The sequence below is a fragment of the Arthrobacter sp. NA-172 genome, assembly GCF_043952055.1.
In the GTDB taxonomy this organism is placed as follows: Bacteria; Actinomycetota; Actinomycetes; order Actinomycetales; family Micrococcaceae; genus Arthrobacter.
Map to the genome: position 1 here is coordinate 538,940 of NZ_JBINOT010000003.1, position 15,442 is coordinate 554,381.

The following is a 15,442-nucleotide window of genomic DNA, read 5'->3' on the forward strand; positions in this document are numbered from 1 at the left end:
GGGCCCCGAAAGTTGGACGCTCTGCTCTATGGCTGACACTAAACCGAACAGGGCCGGAGGGGTCGCCCCGCCGCAGCTGGACGCCTACGGACTGGGTTCGACCTTTCCACGCCGGCAGCGAACAACGCGGCAGCCAACGGCAAGTTGGCCGGCCCCCGTGCCGCACCCCGGGACGGTATCGAACGGATCGGCGATCTGACCTCCTGCTTCCACCGCGGCTGAGGTAACGACGGCTGCAGGGCTGGCGACGCGGTGGGTTTTGAGGAACCCACCGCGTCTGCAAGCATGGACGCCATGGGTACCCCGTCGAAAGAATATTCCCATGGCGGGCCCGATGCGGCGGCTACTGGAGCCATGGCCGCCTTGAACGCGCTTCCATCGATGGTCGGCTATTGGGACCATGAACTGCGCAACCGGATGGCCAACGATGCGTATATCGAGTGGGTCGGTATGAGTCCGGAACGAATTCGGGGCATGCACATGAAGGATGTGGTCGGCGAAGCCGCGTTCGGAGCGAACCTCCCGTACGTCCAGGGTGTGCTCGAAGGGCAGCCGCAGCAATGGCGCAAGTCAATCATCAATTCATCCGGACAGAGCCGCGACGTGCAGCTCTCGTATATCCCCGATGCATCCGGGGGCAAGGTTGCCGGGTTTTACGCTCTCGTCACTGACATCACCGAACAGGCTGATGCTGAGCGCCGCGCGGAAGCCGACGCCGCACGCTACCGGACGCTCGCAAGGAGCATCCCTGGCGTCTTTGTGCTCCTTTTCGACTCCGATTTGCGCTACCTGGTGGCCGAAGGGCAGGCTCTGGAAACCTTCGGTCACACCAGCGGAAGCGTGGAAGGCCGCACCATCCATGAAGTTTTCCCTCCGGCACTCGCCGCCGAACTGGAGCCACGTTACCGAGCGGCGCTCGCGGGCCAGGAGGTGACCTGGACACGCGTTCTTGAATCCCGTGCATTCAGCCTCAAAGCCGGTCCGGTCCCCGGCGGGGCCGGGGGGCAGGCGGGTATGGTGATCGCCGTGGACGTCACGGAGAGGCTCCAGAGGGAACAGACGTGGGCGGCACTGCACGAAATTGCCACCGCAGTGGCACGCAGCGCTGAGCCGTCCGACATCACGGAAATGGTTTCGAGCATCCTTCGGCGCCTCTTCGCGGTGGACTCAGCCGCCGTCGTCCGGTTTTCCGGCCTGAGAACGGCCGAGATCGTTTCCATGTCGCCAGGGCTGCCCGCCGGGATCGATAGGGTGCACCACTTCGCGCCCGACGACGAAATGGCCTCCGCCAAGGTCGCGGCGACCGGACAGCCGGCCCTCGTGGTCTACAGCACGGAAGGCGGACGCGGGGGCGAGCAGATGATCTCCGGAGGCTTCGAAGCCTCGGCGGCAGCACCGATCAAGGTCCAGGGGCTCGTGTGGGGAGCTGTGGTGCTAACCTCCCGGTCGCGCGACGGCGTCGGGCAGGAAATGCTGGAAAGGCTCACGGAATTCGCCGAACTCGTCGAAATAGCCATCGGCAACACCGAGGCCTGGACGAGCCTCGAAAAGCAGGCTGCAACCGATGTTCTGACCGGCCTGCCGAACCGTAGGAGCTTCCAGACCCGGATGGAGCGTGAGATCGAAAAAGCAGAGGACACCGGCGGGCAGCTAAGCGTCGTGGTCATAGACGTGGATCGCTTCAAGGACATCAACGACAGCCACGGGCACGCCGTCGGAGATTCCGTCCTCACCGCGTTGGGCAGCAGGCTCCGTCGCTCGGCACGAAAAGGCGAAATGATTGCCCGATTGGGTGGTGAGGAATTCGTCTGGCTCCTGCCCGGGGTGCCTGCCGTGGAAGCGGCCGCAGCCGCCGAACGCATCGGGCGGGACATAGCGGGAACTCTTTTCGACGTTGCCGGCCAAGTCACCATTTCCTCGGGTGTGTGCGACCTGTCAATTGCCGGTTCCTCGCAGTTGTTGGACTGCGCCGACCGTGCGCTGTATGCGGCCAAACGCGCCGGACGTAACCGCAGCGTCCAATACGACAGGACCCTTTAGCGCCTGACAGCAGAGCTTCCGAGGCCGCGAGGGGAACGGGATCCATTCCGCATCGCGGCCCCGGAAACGCCGCACTAATCAGCGAGGATTTGGTAAAGCGCTCGCCGTGTTTCGTCGATCTTTTCCATTGCGGCGGTGCGCTGTTCGTCGTTCGCAGCGAAGCGGAACTGGTGAATAACACCCATGAGCTTTGCCACGCTCTGGTGAAACGCGGGACCTGATCCCTCTGGATCGGTATTCCACGCATTTTCCAGCTCCTCTGCGTGCTCGGCTACGTATGCCTTCCCGGCGTCGGTGAGAGTGAACTCGGTGCGCCGGCCTTCGCCGACCGGAGCGATGAGATCTTCGTCAACCAGCTGTTGCAGCGTCGGATAGACAGAGCCCGGGCTGGGACGCCAAGACCCGGAGGTCTTCTCGGCGATCGTCTTGATCAGGCCGTATCCGTTGGATGGGGATTCGGCCAGCAAGGAGAGGATCGCAAAGCGAACGTCGCCCTTGTTGGCGCGACGCGCTCCGCCAGGACCGAAGCCCGGTCCAAACCCCGGGCCGAAGCCCGGTCCGAAACCGCGGCCGGGTCCAAACCCGCGTCCAGGTCCGAATCCGCCATGCCCGTGGGGTCCGCGATGGCTCCTGCCACGCTCGAAGCGGTCCATTCCAGGTCCGCCAGCCATGTGTTTGTTGTCGTGAATGCCTTTCATAACGGCATCGTCCTTCCGTGTTGTGTAAGTTGCCCTCAGGGCTCGCAGGTTGTCCTGCGATAGTTAACGATATATCGGAGAATGTCGTTAAGCAAGGGATCGACCATGCCGTTTACTTTTCGTACACGTCGGGGTGATAAGAAGTGGTTCGTGCATCCTGATGGCGGTAGCCGTATGCCTTCCCTCCTGCGTCCACTTCCGTCGTCATTAGGGGACCTTGGGGCGGAGGCAATCGTTGTACCCGGCACTGCTTTGGCTGCGGATATTGATGGCATGTTCCGCCAAGACCGTAGCCTCAGGGCCGTCGCCGTCGAGCAAAGCGGCGCGTTTGAGCTCCTGACCCGGGACCAACTGGAATTCATGCTGACTGGCCGGCTCGGATACGGGCGCGCGCTGAACACCCGAAGGACAGCCTTGGAATTGTTGCCTCCCGGGGCCGGGTCCATGGCTGCCGACCTAGACCTTCAGTCCGCCGCGCAAGCCGTTCTGGCAAGGCCCGAATGGCAGCGATACCAGGATGTGCTGGTCCTCAGTGACGCGGGTCCCCGGATAGTCACGGTGTCGGACATCTTCGAGGCCGTTTCCGCGCTATTTCGCCACGCGTCACTCCACGACCCCCTGACGGGGCTGCCCAACCGGCGGATGTTCGAAGAGCATTATCCCGACATCAGTGCGGGTGCCGGGGCGCCCGGCGTCGGGATCCTCTTCATCGACCTTGACGACTTCAAAGGGGTCAACGACACTTACGGCCATCGCGCCGGTGACGCTGTCCTGGTCGAGTTCGCCAAGCGCCTTGCCCATAGCGTCAGGTCGCGGGACTCCCTGGTGCGCTTGGGCGGTGACGAGTTCGCTGTCCTCCTCACCGACGTCGACGAAGACACCGCCGCTGCGATTGCAGCCAGGAATCCTGGACAGCTTGGAAGAACCATTCGCCCACGACGGCTGCGAGCTGCACGTGGGTGCGACCATCGGCCTGGCCATGGGAATCGACGTCGTCGAAGAGGACACGCTCCCGGGCGCCGAGGTTCTGCTCCGGCATGCGGACGGGGCAATGCTCCGGGCAAAACAGGAAGGCAAACGGCGCATCGGACGCATGAGGGCGTCCCGGGAACCGGCCCGGCAGGCACATATCCGACGTCGGCTGGCCTCGGCCGTTGACGAATCAGCGCTGAGCCTCCAATACCAGCCGGTCCTGGACCTTGCGACGGGGGAGGACGCCGGCGTCGAAGCGCTCGTTCGCTGGGACGATCAGGAAATTGGTCCGGTGGGGCCGGATGAGTTCATTCCTGTTGCAGAACATACCGGCCAGATTCTCAGGATCGGCGCATGGGTCCTGGATCAGGCCTGTGCCCAGTCGCGGGCCTGGACTGACGCGGGGACGCCCCGGAAGATCGCCGTGAACGTTTCCCCGGTCCAGATCGCTGCCGGAACGCTTCCATCGGACATCCGCGCGGCCCTGGGCCGTCACGGAGTCCCGGCCGGGATGTTGGAAATCGAGATCACCGAAGGCATTGCCATAGCGGATGTTCCCGCCGCGGCATCGCAATTGCGTGAACTGATCGAGATGGGCCTTGGAGTCGCACTGGACGATTACGGGAGTGCCTATTCGTCCCTGGCCATGCTGAGGGTCCTGCCCTTGACCACGCTAAAAATCGACAAGGCCTTCATTAGGGATATCGACGTCGAGCCGCACGTAGCGACGATCGTCCGCGGGCTGATCCAAACGCTTAACTCCATGGGAGTCCGGGTGACGGCCGAAGGAGTGGAACGCCAGGAGCAGCTGGATATCCTGCATGATCTGGGCTGCGACACGGCCCAGGGATACTTGATATCCCGGCCCATGGCTCCCGCTGAATTTGGGAGTACCAAATGAATGGCACGGGGGGCGAGCAGTTCCCGCAGTCAGCTTGCCGCAGTCATTCGGAGATCGACGCCGGCACGGCAAGTTCGGTTACCCTGGTCTGCCGCCCAACTCGCGAGCAGTTTCAACCGTTCGCGCTGACCGCAGCGAGGGTTGCGACTTCAGCACACGGCGAAGCCGGGCACACGGTTCAGGGGCCTCCCGGCGGAGGAATTGCGATGATTCCCGAGCAATCACCACACCGGTGATAGAGCTGTGGGCGGACACAGCCTGATGCCGTATCCGCCCACGCAGGTGGTTGAGTTGGGGGTTAGTGACCGCCGCCGGGGCCGCCGGTTTCGGTTGCGGTGACCTTGAAGTTCGCATCCAGCTTCACGGTGGCGTGCGTGCCGTCCGACTTGGTGATGTGGGCTTCGTAGGCGGCGCTGCCGTCGTCTTCGGTGGTCATGTTCTCCACCGTGGCGCCGGAGTTGGCTGCCAGTACAGCAGCTTTGACCTTGGTCGCCGTGTCACCGGTGAGGTCGGTTTCGTTTCCGTGGTGGCCGCCCTTCCCGCCGCCCGGGCCGCCGGTTTCGGTTGCGGTGACCTTGAAGCTCGCATCGAGTTTGACGGTGGCGTGCGTGCCGTCCGACTTGGTGATGTGGGCTTCGTAGGCGGCGCTGCCGTCGCCTTCGGTGGTCATGTTATCTACCGTTGCGCCGGAGTTGGCTGCCAGCACAGCGGCCTTGACCTTGGTCGCCGTGTCACCCGTGAGGTCGGTTTCGTTACCGTGCGTGGGCGCGCCCGAGGCGGGAGCGGATGGGCTGGCAGTCGAAGTGTCAGTGGTTGCGGCGTTGGCAGGCAAGGCCATGGCGGTGAGAGCCCCGCCGCCAGCGACGGCGCCCACTAGGGCAACTCCCGCAGCGATTTTCCGGACTTTGTTCACGATGGTGCTCCTTAGAGATTCAACTCCGACGTTTTCGAAGCTATCCCCATCCTCGAACCCGACACTTTGGTGGCTCTATACCTACCCTGTGTCTGAACTGTGATAATTCGGGCGAGCTCACAGGAAAGGGCGGATCAGCGGCCCAACTCCGGGTCCTACCCCGATTCCGTTCCTAGTCGAGCGGGCGTGGAGGGGGGTCCGTCGACGGCGTCGTGACCTGGCGACCTGCTTTTGGTTCATCGACGCAGTAAATGACTGGCGCCACCGGAATTTCCCGCGTCGAAATGGATTTAGCGGGGCGCCAGACCGGATGCATGTCGAGAATACGCGGCGCGATGGTCCGTTCATGAACCGGTTTCTAGTCCCCGGAACGTTGGGTGGCTTTTTCCTGGATCGTCCCGCAGGGCACGGACGGGTGTATCTCGAGGGTGTATTTGCTCGTGTCGTGTTGGGTGACAAGTATTCCGTACCGGTGCTCGAGGGCAGCGGGTATCAGCTGGTTGACGGCGTCGGTGAGCAGGTCGTCCCTGCTTTGGGTCTGGCCGACGGCGATGTCGAGGCGGAACGGTGTGGTCTCGTCCACGGTGGTGTCCTTGTCTGCCGGGTTTCGCGACCGCAGGCTAGTGCCGCGGAAAGAGGTTCGATCGGTCTGCGTGGGTGTCACGCAGACCGATCGAGGTGTCACTGGCTGCTGGCGATGGAACGCCTAGGCCGGTTGTTTGGGGATGAGATTATCCGTTGGCGTCAGCAGGGGTGCTGGTGGCGGTGTAGCCCTCAAGCTTGAGCGCGGCCTGGGCGTACTTCTGGGTGAAGGTGTCGGCGATGTTGACCTTGGAGGTGTCAACGCCGATGGTCTTCTCCTCGTCGAAGATCGTCTTGGGGCCACCTGCAGGCATGATGCCGTCCGGGAGGAACTGACCCTTGTCCTGGTTCAGCGCGGCGACGTACTGGTCCTTGGAGATGGTGCTGTTCTGGACGTAGGACTGGGGCAGCTTATCGGCGATCTCCTGGGCGGAGTGGGTGCTGATCCAGTGCATCGTGTCCACAAGGGCGTTGACCACCTTCTGGGCTGCGTCCTCGTGGGTCTTGACCCAGTCCGACTGGGCGAGGAGGCCGGCCGACGGCAGGGTGCCGCCAAGCGCTGCCTTGGCTCCGTCGGAGGTGGCGAGGTCGATCGCAGAAACGGCGAGGTTCTTGTTCTCAAGGGCGCCAACGGTGGGCTGGGTGGTCATGACGCAGTCAGCGGAGCCGCGCTGGATCGCCGCGATTGCGGTTGCTCCGGCGCCGACGGCGATCGTGTGGTAGTCGCCCTTCGCGAGGCCGGCCTTCGCAGCGATGAACTGGGTAAGTTCATCGGTTCCCGAGCCGAGGTCGGTGACGCCGACGGTCTTGCCCTTGAGGTCTGCACCCGTTTTCACGTTTGCCTTGGGGTTGCACATGATGCGTTCACCCGGGGCGCTCGAGAGCTGCACGAGGTTGATGACGTTCTTGCCCTTGGACTGGAAATCGACGGTGTGGACGTACCACGCACCGGCCATGTCCACCTGCCCGGATGCCATCGCGTCTTCGGCGCCAACGCCACCCTGGGACTCGGTGGAAAGCTCCATCTTGACGCCGTACTTCTGGTAGTAGCCGAGCTGCTCTGCGAGCTGGTACGGCAGGTAGATCTGCTTGTCGATGCCGCCGACCATCATCTTCACGGTGGGCATCGAGGCGGTGTCCGCTGCAGCGCCGCCGCTTGCAGAGCTGTTGCTGCTTGCGGCGCTGGTGCCGCAAGCCGCGAGGCTCAGGGCGATCACTCCGGCAGCGCCGACGGCGTAGATCTTGTTCTTCATCATGGTTGTGCTTTTCCTTCTTTTGTGAGGATTCGAGCGTTGGGTAAGTGATTGAGGACGGCGAGCGTCAGATCGCCTGGGCTTCGGACCGGTTTGGTGGACGCCATTTGAGCAGCGTGTGCTCTAGCAGTGCGATGAGGTATTCCGCTCCGAGCGTGATGACTGCGATGATCACCATGCAGGCGAAGACCGTATTGGGATCGAAAGTCCCTTGTGCCTGGCTGATGATCAGGCCGATTCCTTGCTGGGCGCCGAGCACTTCGGCAACAAGCGCACCGATGATCGCGAAACCGAACGCCGTGTGCAAGCTCGCAATGATCCAGGTCGATTGCCGAGGGAATGGTCACGTGGATCGCTACCTGGAGCGGCGATGCACCCAAGACGCGCACGTTTCCGACCAGGTTCTGATCCACCTCGCGGACGCCCTGGAAGGCGTTGAAGAAGACGACGAAGAAGACCAGTACGGCTGCGAGCAGCACCTTTGGGAAGACGCCGAGGCCGAACGCCACGATGAAGATCGAGCCGAGGACGATTCTGGGGATGGAGTTCACGATCCGGATGTACGGGCCGACAACTTCGGACAGGTACTTGTTCGAGCCGAGAAGGATCCCGAGCACGACGCCGACGAGCGTTCCGAGCAGGAAGCCGTAGATCGCTTCCTGCATGGTGACCCAGAGGTTCTCCCAGATGGTGCCGAATGCCGTGCCCTTGGTGAAGAGATCGACCAGGCTGTTCCAGATTTCGGACGGCTGCCCGAAGAAGAACTTGTCCACCCAGCCCTCCGTCGTGAACCACTGCCAGCCACCGATCACGATGACCGCGAGGATGGCGCGGCCGGCCCAGACCCACGTGGTGCGGCGCGTCACGGCACGCCGGGCGGAAACTTTCAAGCTCTCTCGCTTGTGCTTGCTCTTGCTCTTGCACGGGAGCACCTCTGCTGATTGTGGTTGTCATGCTGCTGCACCTGCCGATTGCTTGTAGGCGCGGGTGACTTCGTCCTTCAGGGACTCCCAGATCTGGCCCTGCAGCTCCAGGAAGCGCTCCTCGTGCCGGATTTTCTGGACATCTCCACGCGGCCTGGGCAGATCGATGTCGAAGACATCCTTGATCGTGCCGGGGCTGCTGGTCATGATGACCACCTTGTCGGCGAGTGCGACGGCCTCGTCGAGGTCGTGCGTGATGAACAGGACAGAGGGGCGAAGTTCCTCCCAGAGCTGCAACAGCTCGTTCTGCATGATGGCCTTGGTCTGCACGTCAAGAGCGCCGAACGGCTCATCCATCAGCAGGATCCGGGGGTTGTTGATCAGCGCCGCCGCCATGGCGACGCGCTTGCGCATGCCGCCGGACAACTGGTGCGGAAAGCGGTCCTCGAAGCCGGCCAGGCCCACGCGGCGCAGCCAGTCCCTCGCGAGCAAGGTGGCTTCCTTCTTGGGCGTTCCGAGCAGGACCGGGCCGATCAAGACGTTTCCGAGAACGGTCTTCCACGGGAAGAGCGCGTCCGCTTGGAACATGTAGCTGACGCCGTTGGTGATGCCGTCAACGATCTGGTCGTGGACCCTCACTGAGCCGGCGCTTGGCCGCTTCCAGGCCGGAAACCTGAGCCAGGGTGGTGGACTTGCCGCACCCCGTCGGTCCGACGATCGCGCAGAACTGGCCCGGTTCGACCCTCAGCGTCACATCTCGGATCGCAGTGAACGTCTCGTTCTTGGGCGTGAGGTAACGCTTCGTCAGGCCGACGATGTCGATACCTGCCGCGTCGTCGGCCCTTTCGGGGGCCGTTGGCGGCCCGTGGTGATGGTTAGTATCCATGTGCTAAGACCTCTCTGTCTTGTGGTTCAACGGCATCGTGAAACCTGGGGAGTCGCTTTCCCGCGTGATGTGGATCACGGAAACTATGTAGAGCTTAGGAAGTGATCGTTCGTGCCAGAAGACTTCAGTAGCTTGTGGGCCTTAACAGCAAAAGTGCAGGTTTTGTGCGTTTCTGCACGCCGTAAATCCCATAGTGGCCGTGAACTTTGTCACCTAAGCTGCTAGTTAGAGAGTAGGAAGAGGTTGGCAGTGCACCCCGAGTTGCGTGGCTTGCGATTATCAACTGCGATCGTCCATGTCTGAGCCGTTTGCTCGGACCGGACCCACGGTGGAGTCCAGGTGAGGTTTTCAGAGGCCGTGAAGGCTCTGCGTTCGCGCTGGGGCGCCAGGCCCCTTGCCTCCCAGATCCTGGTGTGGTTGCTCTGCATCCTGTTGGTCACGGTCACCTTGGGTGCGCTTCTCTACACCCAAATCAGTAACCAGACCCTTGAGGATCAATACCGGCTCCGGGCGTTGGGGATCGCCACAACAGTGGCGCAAATGCCGGAAATCGTGACGTCGCTGGGCAACGGAGATCCACAACAATCCATTCAGGCGATCGCCACAAAGGTCCAGGCGGAAGCGCAACCGGCGTACGTCGTCGTGAGCGACCGCACCGGGAAGCGGTACTCCCACCCGAACCCGGACCTCATTGGCCGGACCCTTGAAGAACCGGTCGCCGTCCTGGACGGGCAGACCCATGTCGGCATCGACAAAGGCAGCCTGGGCGCCTCAGTCAACGCCAAGGCGCCGGTACGCGCGGCGGACGGAACCGTGGTGGGGCAAGTCTCGGTCGGGATTCTGGAAACCAAGGAAAGCAGCGAGCTCGTCCAGCAGGTTTGGCTGATTGCCGGCTATTCGGCGGTTGTGCTCTTGATCAGCGCCACTGGTTCAGCGCTGCTGGCCCGCAGAATCAAACGGGTCACTTTCGATCTGGAACCAGTGGAAATCGCGTCGCTCCTTCAAGAGCGCGAGGCGCTGCTGCACGGCATCCGGGAAGCGATGATCGGGTTCGACGACGACGGCCGCGTCACCGTTATCAACTCCGAGGCTCGCTCGCTGCTTCATCTGGAAGAAAATGTGCTGGGAGAGAAGATCGAGGACATTCTGCCCACAGGCCGGCTTCGTTCCCTGCTGACTGGCCAGATCAGCGGAACTGACCAGATTGTCATCACCGAAGACGCGTTGCTGGTAGTGAACCGGATGTCAGTTGCCTTGGCCGGACGAAGCATAGGCTCGGTGGTCACACTTCGCGACCGTACCGAGGTTGAAGGCCTCGTGCGCGACCTTCGCTCGGTGGAGGGCCTGATGGAGGCCCTGCGCGCCCAGGAACACGAGTACGCCAACCGTCTCCACGTGGTGGACGGACTCCTGGAACTCGGGGATGTGGACCAGGCGCGGAACTTCGTATCGCGGATTTCGGACACCTCGCGATCGCTCGGAGAGGGCCTGCGCTCGCGTATTGAGCCACCCGAACTCGCTGCGCTTTTGCTGGCCAAAATCACCGTGGCCGCCGAGCAAGACGTGAAGATAGCGGTCACCGACGATTCGCAGTTGCGCCAGCCGTTCCTGGAAACACAAGCGCTACTGACGATCGTCGGGAACCTCCTGGACAACGCCGTCGAGATTCTTTCGGACCAATCCACACCCCGTGAGGTGACCATCCAGCTGGACGATTCCTCGGGCGTCTTCATCAGCGTGACCGACAATGGGCCCGGTGTTCCCGCAGAATTGGTAGGCAAGATTACCGCCGATGGGTTTACCACCAAGGAACCCCGGCCGGGTATGCGCCGCGGGATAGGCCTTGCGCTGGTGAGCCGGATCGTTCACCGCGCAGGCGGCACTATGGATGTTTTCCCTGGCCCCGGGGGCCGCTTTGAAATCTGGTTGCCGGAACCGCAGACGGAAACCGAGGACCACGTCATGACAGGAATAACAATCGAATGATCCGCACATTGGTAGTCGACGACGACTTCCGCGTAGCGCGCATCCACGCCAGCCGCGTCGCAAAAATCGAAGGGTACGAATGCGTCGGGGAGGCCCACACTGCGGCGGAAGCCAGGGAAGCCGTTCAGCGGCTCAAGCCTGATCTGCTGCTCCTCGACGTGTACCTCCCCGATGAAGACGGCATCAGCCTGTTGCGGTCGCTGCAGGGAGCGGGAGAAAAGCTCGACGCCGTCATGATCACTGCCGCCCGGGACCTTGAGACCGTGAGGGCGGCCATGCGCGGCGGAGCGGTGTATTACCTCGTCAAACCGTTCGGCTTCGAGCAACTTCAAACCCAGCTCGAGGCGTATCGGCGCTGGCGGCGGGAGGCGGAGTCCCGGACCATGGCCGATCAGGCGACCGTGGACCAACTCTTCAGCCTGCGCCGGACGGCTGCCCCTGCCCAAGCCTCGCGGCGTCTGCCGCCCACCATGCAAAAAGTGCTCGACATGGTCATCCATGCCACCGAGCCCTTGGGTGCGTCGGAGATCGCGACCGGTGTGGGCATCAGCCGGCCCACGGCCCAGCGGTACCTGAGCGAACTCGAACGCAAAGGCCTCGTTGACCTGCATCTGGCCTACGGCACTACCGGGCGTCCGCTGAATACGTACCTGGCCAGGAAGGTTTGACGGCAGTTAGTGGGCAGAGCGCCGATTGCGCGCTTGGTGGGCCAATTGGACGAAGCCAAGAATGAATGCGGCCTCCACCAGCACCATCGGTCCGAGCCACAGCAGCTCGCCCTTGGCGATGAAAACGGCTGCCCCGATGAGGACGCTCATAGTGCCGAGAGCCAGCGCGTAGACAGCGAAACCGAAGGCGACTCTTGCGCTGCGCACTCCGGTCCGGAAACCAAAACCCTGAGGTTCTCCTCCGGGGTACCCCGCGACGCGGTCAGGTCCCGCGGGCTTGAGCCGGTCGAACTCATTCCAAGGATCCTGATCCTGCTCGGTCATGGTTCCATTATCCCGCGAATCCCGCGAGTCCCGCGAATCCGGCGGAACTTGGGTTCCGTTGCCATCTTCGAGCCCGGCCAGCTGCGTCATTTTCGGGAAACGTTCGGGAAGGTCGTGAACAATGGGGCCATGATGCCCGAAGAACTCACCGCGCCACCGCGGATCAAGGACACCGCTGCTATTGGTGAAGAGCGCCAAAATACTGCCTTCCGAACCGCCGCGTCGAAGGTACCAGAAGTCACTCTCTGGTTTTGGGTGGTGAAGATCCTCACCACCGGGATGGGCGAAACGACGTCGGATTTCCTGGTCCACCAGTTCGAACCGGCGGTCGCCCTGGCCTTCGGCTTCGTGGCACTGGTGATTTCCTTGGTCCTGCAGTTCTCGGTACGCCGCTACATCCCCTGGGTGTACTGGACCGCCGTCGCGATGGTCAGCGTGTTCGGCACCATGGCCGCCGACGCCGTTCACGTCGTTCTTGGCGTCCCCTACCTGGCATCAACTGTGTTCTTCATCGTGGCGCTGGCCGCCGTTTTCCTACTGTGGTACCGCAGCGAGAAGACGCTCTCGATCCACAGCATCACCACCCGGCGTCGGGAGCTCTTTTACTGGGCTGCCGTACTCACGACCTTTGCGCTGGGCACAGCCGCCGGAGACCTGACCGCCTACACGCTGGGTCTTGGGTACTTCGCTTCAGGCATCATGTTCGCGGTTGCTATCGCCGTACCAGCGCTGGCCCGCTGGCGTGGCTGGCTTGCTGCGATCCCGGCCTTCTGGTTCGCGTACATCCTGACCCGGCCGCTGGGAGGGTCCTTCGCTGACTGGACGGCCGTTTCCGTGGATCGCGGTGGTCTCAACTGGGGCACCGGCCCTGTCAGCCTGGTCATGGCGGTGGGGATAGCCATCCTGGTTACCCTTATGACGATCTCGCGGCGAACCCGCGCTTAGGACACTCCGGGTCCGCCCCATATTTCGTACTGTTGTTCGTATGTCCTGACATATTTGCGTTAATTCTGTTTCCGGTTAACCCCGGCTTCATAGCGCATGCCCCGCTCCTTCACCTTGCCCTTGGATGGTAGTTCCTGCATTTGGGGGAATTTTCCAGACAACCTGAAGGAAGCACCCATGATCAACCGCTACCTCGTCGCGGCAGCCGTCGCCGTTGTTGCAGCCACCGCTGTGACCGGCTGCGCGCAAAGCAGTACCGCGTCGGCCCAGAATAATGGCGCCGGCGCATCGTCTGACAAGACGATCACCGTGTTCATCAGCGGGGACACCAACGTCCAGAACCTGTGGGAAAAGAGTCTCGTTCCCGCGTTCGAAAAGGCCAATCCTGGCTACCACGTGAAGGTCACGCTGGATCTGCACGGCGAGCACGACGCCCAGACCCTCGCGAAGCTGACCAGCGCCACGGAGCAGAACAAGGAACCTGACTTCGATCTGGTGGACGGCGGGTTCGTGTCCAAGGCCTCCGCAGCCAATCTGCTGACTTCGGTGAGCTCACAGACGATTTCGGCTTTGAACGATGTCCCGCAGGATGTCATCAAGGCCGGTGGCACCGGTGGCATCCCCTACCGCGGCTCCGCGGTTCTCCTGGCATACGACACCAAGACAGTTGCCACTCCGCCGAAGACCCTTGACGATTTGCTCGCTTGGATCAAGGCAAACCCGGGCAAGTTCACCTACAACTCGCCGAAGTCGGGCGGGTCCGGCGGTGCATTCGTTGCCACCGTTTTGGACAAGTTCGTCCCCGCTGACGCCCGCGCCAAGATGACGGTGGGCTACGAGAAGGACCTCGAGAAGTACTGGGACCAGGGCTTCGCTACGTTGAAGGATCTCAACTCGTCCGTCTTTCAGAGCGGTGTCTACCCCAACGGCAACCAGCAGACCCTTGACCTACTCGCCAAAGGACAGATCTCCATGGCCCCGGTCTGGTCTGACCAGTTCATCACCGGCCTGACCAACGGCCAGATCCCGTCCACCGTGAAGGCAACCCAGATCAGCAACCCGTCCTTCACGGGCGGTGCCGCCTACCTCGGCATTCCCAAGTCCTCGCCCCGCCAGGAGGGGGCGCTGAAGCTTGCCAACTTCGTCCTCTCGCCGGACGCGCAGACCACGATCATCAAGGAAATGTCCGGTTTCCCTGCCATCAGCCTGGACAAACTGCCGGCTGATGTGAAGGACAAGTTCAAAGACGCAGACACCAACAACCTGCGTAAGGGCTACTTCGACCAGATGGGCAAGGACCTGAACAACCTCTGGGACCAGAAGGTTCCCGGCCAGTGACAACCACGCTTCAAAAGCCGGCGGATCTGCAACAAACAGTTCCGCCGGCTGGTGCCACGCGCCCCAAGCGCCTGGGCCAGCGCGCCATCGGCTTCTTCATGGCCCTCCCGCCGATCCTGTTGATCGCACTCTTCGTCGGTTTCCCGATCGTGCTCGCCTTCGGCTTCAGCATCGGCCTGACCGGTGGATTGAACCACACCATCGCCACCATTGGCCAGAACGTGCACGAGGCAGACGCCTGGTGGGGAACCTTGGCGGCGTACCAAGAGATGTTCACCAACAAGCGCTTCCTCGGGGACCTTCTGGTCACGGTCATGGTGACGTTGGTCAGCACGGCAACGGTCATCTTCGCTGGCCATGGGCATTGGGCTCTACCTCAAGCTCAAGGGCGGCCGGATGGCGCGTCTTCTCTCTGGCTTGGCGATCGTGCCGCTCTTCATCCCGGTGGTCATCGCCTCGTGGGCGATCCTGACGTTCTACTCAGGGACGGGCTTCCTGCGAAGCGTCTTTGCCCTCGTCGGGCTTGACTTCCCCGTGTGGGCGTTCACCATGGTCACGGTCATCATCGGTTCGGTCTGGACGTCCCTGCCTTTCGCCGTGCTCATGGTCTCTTCCGGACTGCAGTCCGTGCCGAACGCCATGATCGAAGCAGCGCGCGACGCCGGTGCCGGCTCCTTGCGCACGATCGTCTCGGTGATCGTTCCCATGGCGGCAGTCCCCATCATCATCGCGACGACGTTCACGGCCATTGGAATTGTTGGATCGTTCACGGTCCCGTACTTCACTGGGCCCAATTCACCGAACATGCTCGGAGTGGACATGTCCAACTACTTCTCTGCCTTCAACCAGCCCCAGCAGTCGGCGGTCATGGCCTTCACTGTCTTCCTGATTGCCTCCGGAATCGCCGCGCTCTACGTGTGGGCAAACTTCCGTTCAGCCAAGGAACAGGGGAAAGTCTGATGGCTATCACAGCTGCTTCCCGCACACGGGATGGTTACCGCAACCGCCGCCCG

General features: G+C 62.4%; 17 protein-coding genes and 2 pseudogenes. 9 read left to right on the forward strand and 10 right to left on the reverse strand.

Annotated features, from left to right (window positions below; translation table 11 throughout):
- The first annotated feature begins 294 nt into the window (after positions 1–294).
- Entirely contained in the window at positions 295–2,040 is a 1,746-nt protein-coding gene (locus ACF0H6_RS16470) for a diguanylate cyclase (protein WP_395250610.1), read from the forward strand.
- A 74-nt stretch (positions 2,041–2,114) separates the two neighbouring features.
- On the opposite strand, the gene ACF0H6_RS16475 is transcribed toward ACF0H6_RS16470, so the two are convergent.
- Both ACF0H6_RS16475 and ACF0H6_RS16480 read right to left on the reverse strand, forming a co-directional pair.
- Positions 2,115–2,738 (reverse strand): PadR family transcriptional regulator, encoded by a 624-nt coding sequence (locus tag ACF0H6_RS16475; protein WP_395250611.1) that lies wholly within the window; start codon positions 2,736–2,738, stop codon positions 2,115–2,117.
- Between the two features lie 207 nt (positions 2,739–2,945).
- Positions 2,946–3,089, reverse strand: a complete 144-nt coding sequence (locus tag ACF0H6_RS16480; protein WP_395251383.1) for a hypothetical protein — start codon at positions 3,087–3,089, stop codon at positions 2,946–2,948.
- A gap of 291 nt (positions 3,090–3,380) precedes the next feature.
- On the opposite strand from ACF0H6_RS16480, the pseudogene ACF0H6_RS16485 reads away from it, so the two are divergent.
- Positions 3,381–3,581: pseudogene (locus ACF0H6_RS16485) on the forward strand (GGDEF domain-containing protein); the annotation flags it as partial.
- A gap of 112 nt (positions 3,582–3,693) precedes the next feature.
- Positions 3,694–4,611 (forward strand): putative bifunctional diguanylate cyclase/phosphodiesterase, encoded by a 918-nt coding sequence (locus tag ACF0H6_RS16490; RefSeq protein ID WP_395251341.1) that lies wholly within the window; start codon positions 3,694–3,696, stop codon positions 4,609–4,611.
- 298 nt (positions 4,612–4,909) lie between these two features.
- On the opposite strand, the gene ACF0H6_RS16495 is transcribed toward ACF0H6_RS16490, so the two are convergent.
- The 7 genes and pseudogenes from ACF0H6_RS16495 to ACF0H6_RS16525 form a co-directional block, all read right to left on the reverse strand.
- On the reverse strand, positions 4,910–5,524 hold the full coding sequence (locus ACF0H6_RS16495) for a PepSY domain-containing protein (protein WP_395250612.1): 615 nt from the start codon (positions 5,522–5,524) through the stop codon (positions 4,910–4,912).
- Positions 5,525–5,882: 358 nt separating this feature from the next.
- A complete protein-coding gene (locus ACF0H6_RS16500) occupies positions 5,883–6,107 on the reverse strand; it encodes a hypothetical protein (RefSeq protein ID WP_395250613.1) in 225 nt (74 codons plus the stop codon).
- A gap of 148 nt (positions 6,108–6,255) precedes the next feature.
- Positions 6,256–7,362 (reverse strand): ABC transporter substrate-binding protein, encoded by a 1,107-nt coding sequence (locus ACF0H6_RS16505; protein WP_395250614.1) that lies wholly within the window; start codon positions 7,360–7,362, stop codon positions 6,256–6,258.
- A 64-nt stretch (positions 7,363–7,426) separates the two neighbouring features.
- Positions 7,427–7,666: an ABC transporter permease subunit gene (locus tag ACF0H6_RS16510; RefSeq protein ID WP_395251342.1), complete on the reverse strand. Its 240-nt coding sequence runs from the start codon at positions 7,664–7,666 to the stop codon at positions 7,427–7,429.
- 31 nt (positions 7,667–7,697) lie between these two features.
- Positions 7,698–8,024 (reverse strand): annotated as a pseudogene (locus tag ACF0H6_RS16515) (ABC transporter permease); the annotation flags it as partial.
- Positions 8,025–8,309: 285 nt separating this feature from the next.
- Positions 8,310–8,921, reverse strand: a complete 612-nt coding sequence (locus tag ACF0H6_RS16520; RefSeq protein WP_395250615.1) for an ABC transporter ATP-binding protein — start codon at positions 8,919–8,921, stop codon at positions 8,310–8,312.
- The gene (locus tag ACF0H6_RS16525; protein WP_395250616.1) at positions 8,896–9,168 is read right to left on the reverse strand and encodes an ATP-binding cassette domain-containing protein; all 273 of its coding nucleotides are present in this window, start codon (positions 9,166–9,168) and stop codon (positions 8,896–8,898) included. The genes ACF0H6_RS16520 and ACF0H6_RS16525 overlap by 26 nt, the downstream gene beginning before the upstream one ends.
- A gap of 339 nt (positions 9,169–9,507) precedes the next feature.
- Between ACF0H6_RS16525 and ACF0H6_RS16530 the strand changes: the two genes are divergently transcribed.
- Together ACF0H6_RS16530 and ACF0H6_RS16535 are read left to right on the forward strand one after the other, a co-directional pair.
- Complete coding sequence (locus tag ACF0H6_RS16530; protein ID WP_395250617.1) at positions 9,508–11,154, forward strand: ATP-binding protein; 1,647 nt, start codon at positions 9,508–9,510, stop codon at positions 11,152–11,154.
- The gene (locus tag ACF0H6_RS16535; protein WP_395250618.1) at positions 11,151–11,822 is read left to right on the forward strand and encodes a response regulator; all 672 of its coding nucleotides are present in this window, start codon (positions 11,151–11,153) and stop codon (positions 11,820–11,822) included. The genes ACF0H6_RS16530 and ACF0H6_RS16535 overlap by 4 nt, the downstream gene beginning before the upstream one ends.
- Positions 11,823–11,828: 6 nt before the next feature.
- Here the strand turns inward: ACF0H6_RS16535 and ACF0H6_RS16540 are convergent, their stop codons facing one another.
- Positions 11,829–12,146, reverse strand: a complete 318-nt coding sequence (locus tag ACF0H6_RS16540; RefSeq protein WP_395250619.1) for a hypothetical protein — start codon at positions 12,144–12,146, stop codon at positions 11,829–11,831.
- Positions 12,147–12,275: 129 nt separating this feature from the next.
- On the opposite strand from ACF0H6_RS16540, the gene ACF0H6_RS16545 reads away from it, so the two are divergent.
- The 4 genes from ACF0H6_RS16545 to ACF0H6_RS16560 all read left to right on the forward strand — a co-directional run bounded on the left by ACF0H6_RS16545 (position 12,276) and on the right by ACF0H6_RS16560 (position 15,389).
- A complete protein-coding gene (locus ACF0H6_RS16545) occupies positions 12,276–13,091 on the forward strand; it encodes a hypothetical protein (RefSeq protein ID WP_395250620.1) in 816 nt (271 codons plus the stop codon).
- Between the two features lie 177 nt (positions 13,092–13,268).
- A complete protein-coding gene (locus tag ACF0H6_RS16550) occupies positions 13,269–14,429 on the forward strand; it encodes an extracellular solute-binding protein (protein ID WP_395250621.1) in 1,161 nt (386 codons plus the stop codon).
- Positions 14,426–14,956, forward strand: coding sequence for a hypothetical protein (locus tag ACF0H6_RS16555; protein WP_395250622.1), 531 nt, complete (start codon positions 14,426–14,428; stop codon positions 14,954–14,956). Before ACF0H6_RS16550 ends, ACF0H6_RS16555 begins: the two co-directional genes overlap by 4 nt.
- Positions 14,847–15,389, forward strand: coding sequence for an ABC transporter permease (locus tag ACF0H6_RS16560; RefSeq protein ID WP_395250623.1), 543 nt, complete (start codon positions 14,847–14,849; stop codon positions 15,387–15,389). The genes ACF0H6_RS16555 and ACF0H6_RS16560 overlap by 110 nt, the downstream gene beginning before the upstream one ends.
- Positions 15,390–15,442: the final 53 nt, after the last annotated feature.

What these genes read in the sequence shown, in the direction of transcription:
- ACF0H6_RS16550 (WP_395250621.1), top strand. Translation starts at nt 13,269, where the DNA reads ATGATCAACCGCTACCTCGTCGCGGCAGCCGTCGCCGTTGTTGCAGCC.
- ACF0H6_RS16475 (WP_395250611.1), bottom strand. Translation starts at nt 2,738, where the DNA reads ATGAAAGGCATTCACGACAACAAACACATGGCTGGCGGACCTGGAATG.
- ACF0H6_RS16505 (WP_395250614.1), bottom strand. Translation starts at nt 7,362, where the DNA reads ATGATGAAGAACAAGATCTACGCCGTCGGCGCTGCCGGAGTGATCGCC.
- ACF0H6_RS16470 (WP_395250610.1), top strand. Translation starts at nt 295, where the DNA reads ATGGGTACCCCGTCGAAAGAATATTCCCATGGCGGGCCCGATGCGGCG.
- ACF0H6_RS16535 (WP_395250618.1), top strand. Translation starts at nt 11,151, where the DNA reads ATGATCCGCACATTGGTAGTCGACGACGACTTCCGCGTAGCGCGCATC.
- ACF0H6_RS16545 (WP_395250620.1), top strand. Translation starts at nt 12,276, where the DNA reads ATGATGCCCGAAGAACTCACCGCGCCACCGCGGATCAAGGACACCGCT.
- ACF0H6_RS16525 (WP_395250616.1), bottom strand. Translation starts at nt 9,168, where the DNA reads ATGGATACTAACCATCACCACGGGCCGCCAACGGCCCCCGAAAGGGCC.
- ACF0H6_RS16540 (WP_395250619.1), bottom strand. Translation starts at nt 12,146, where the DNA reads ATGACCGAGCAGGATCAGGATCCTTGGAATGAGTTCGACCGGCTCAAG.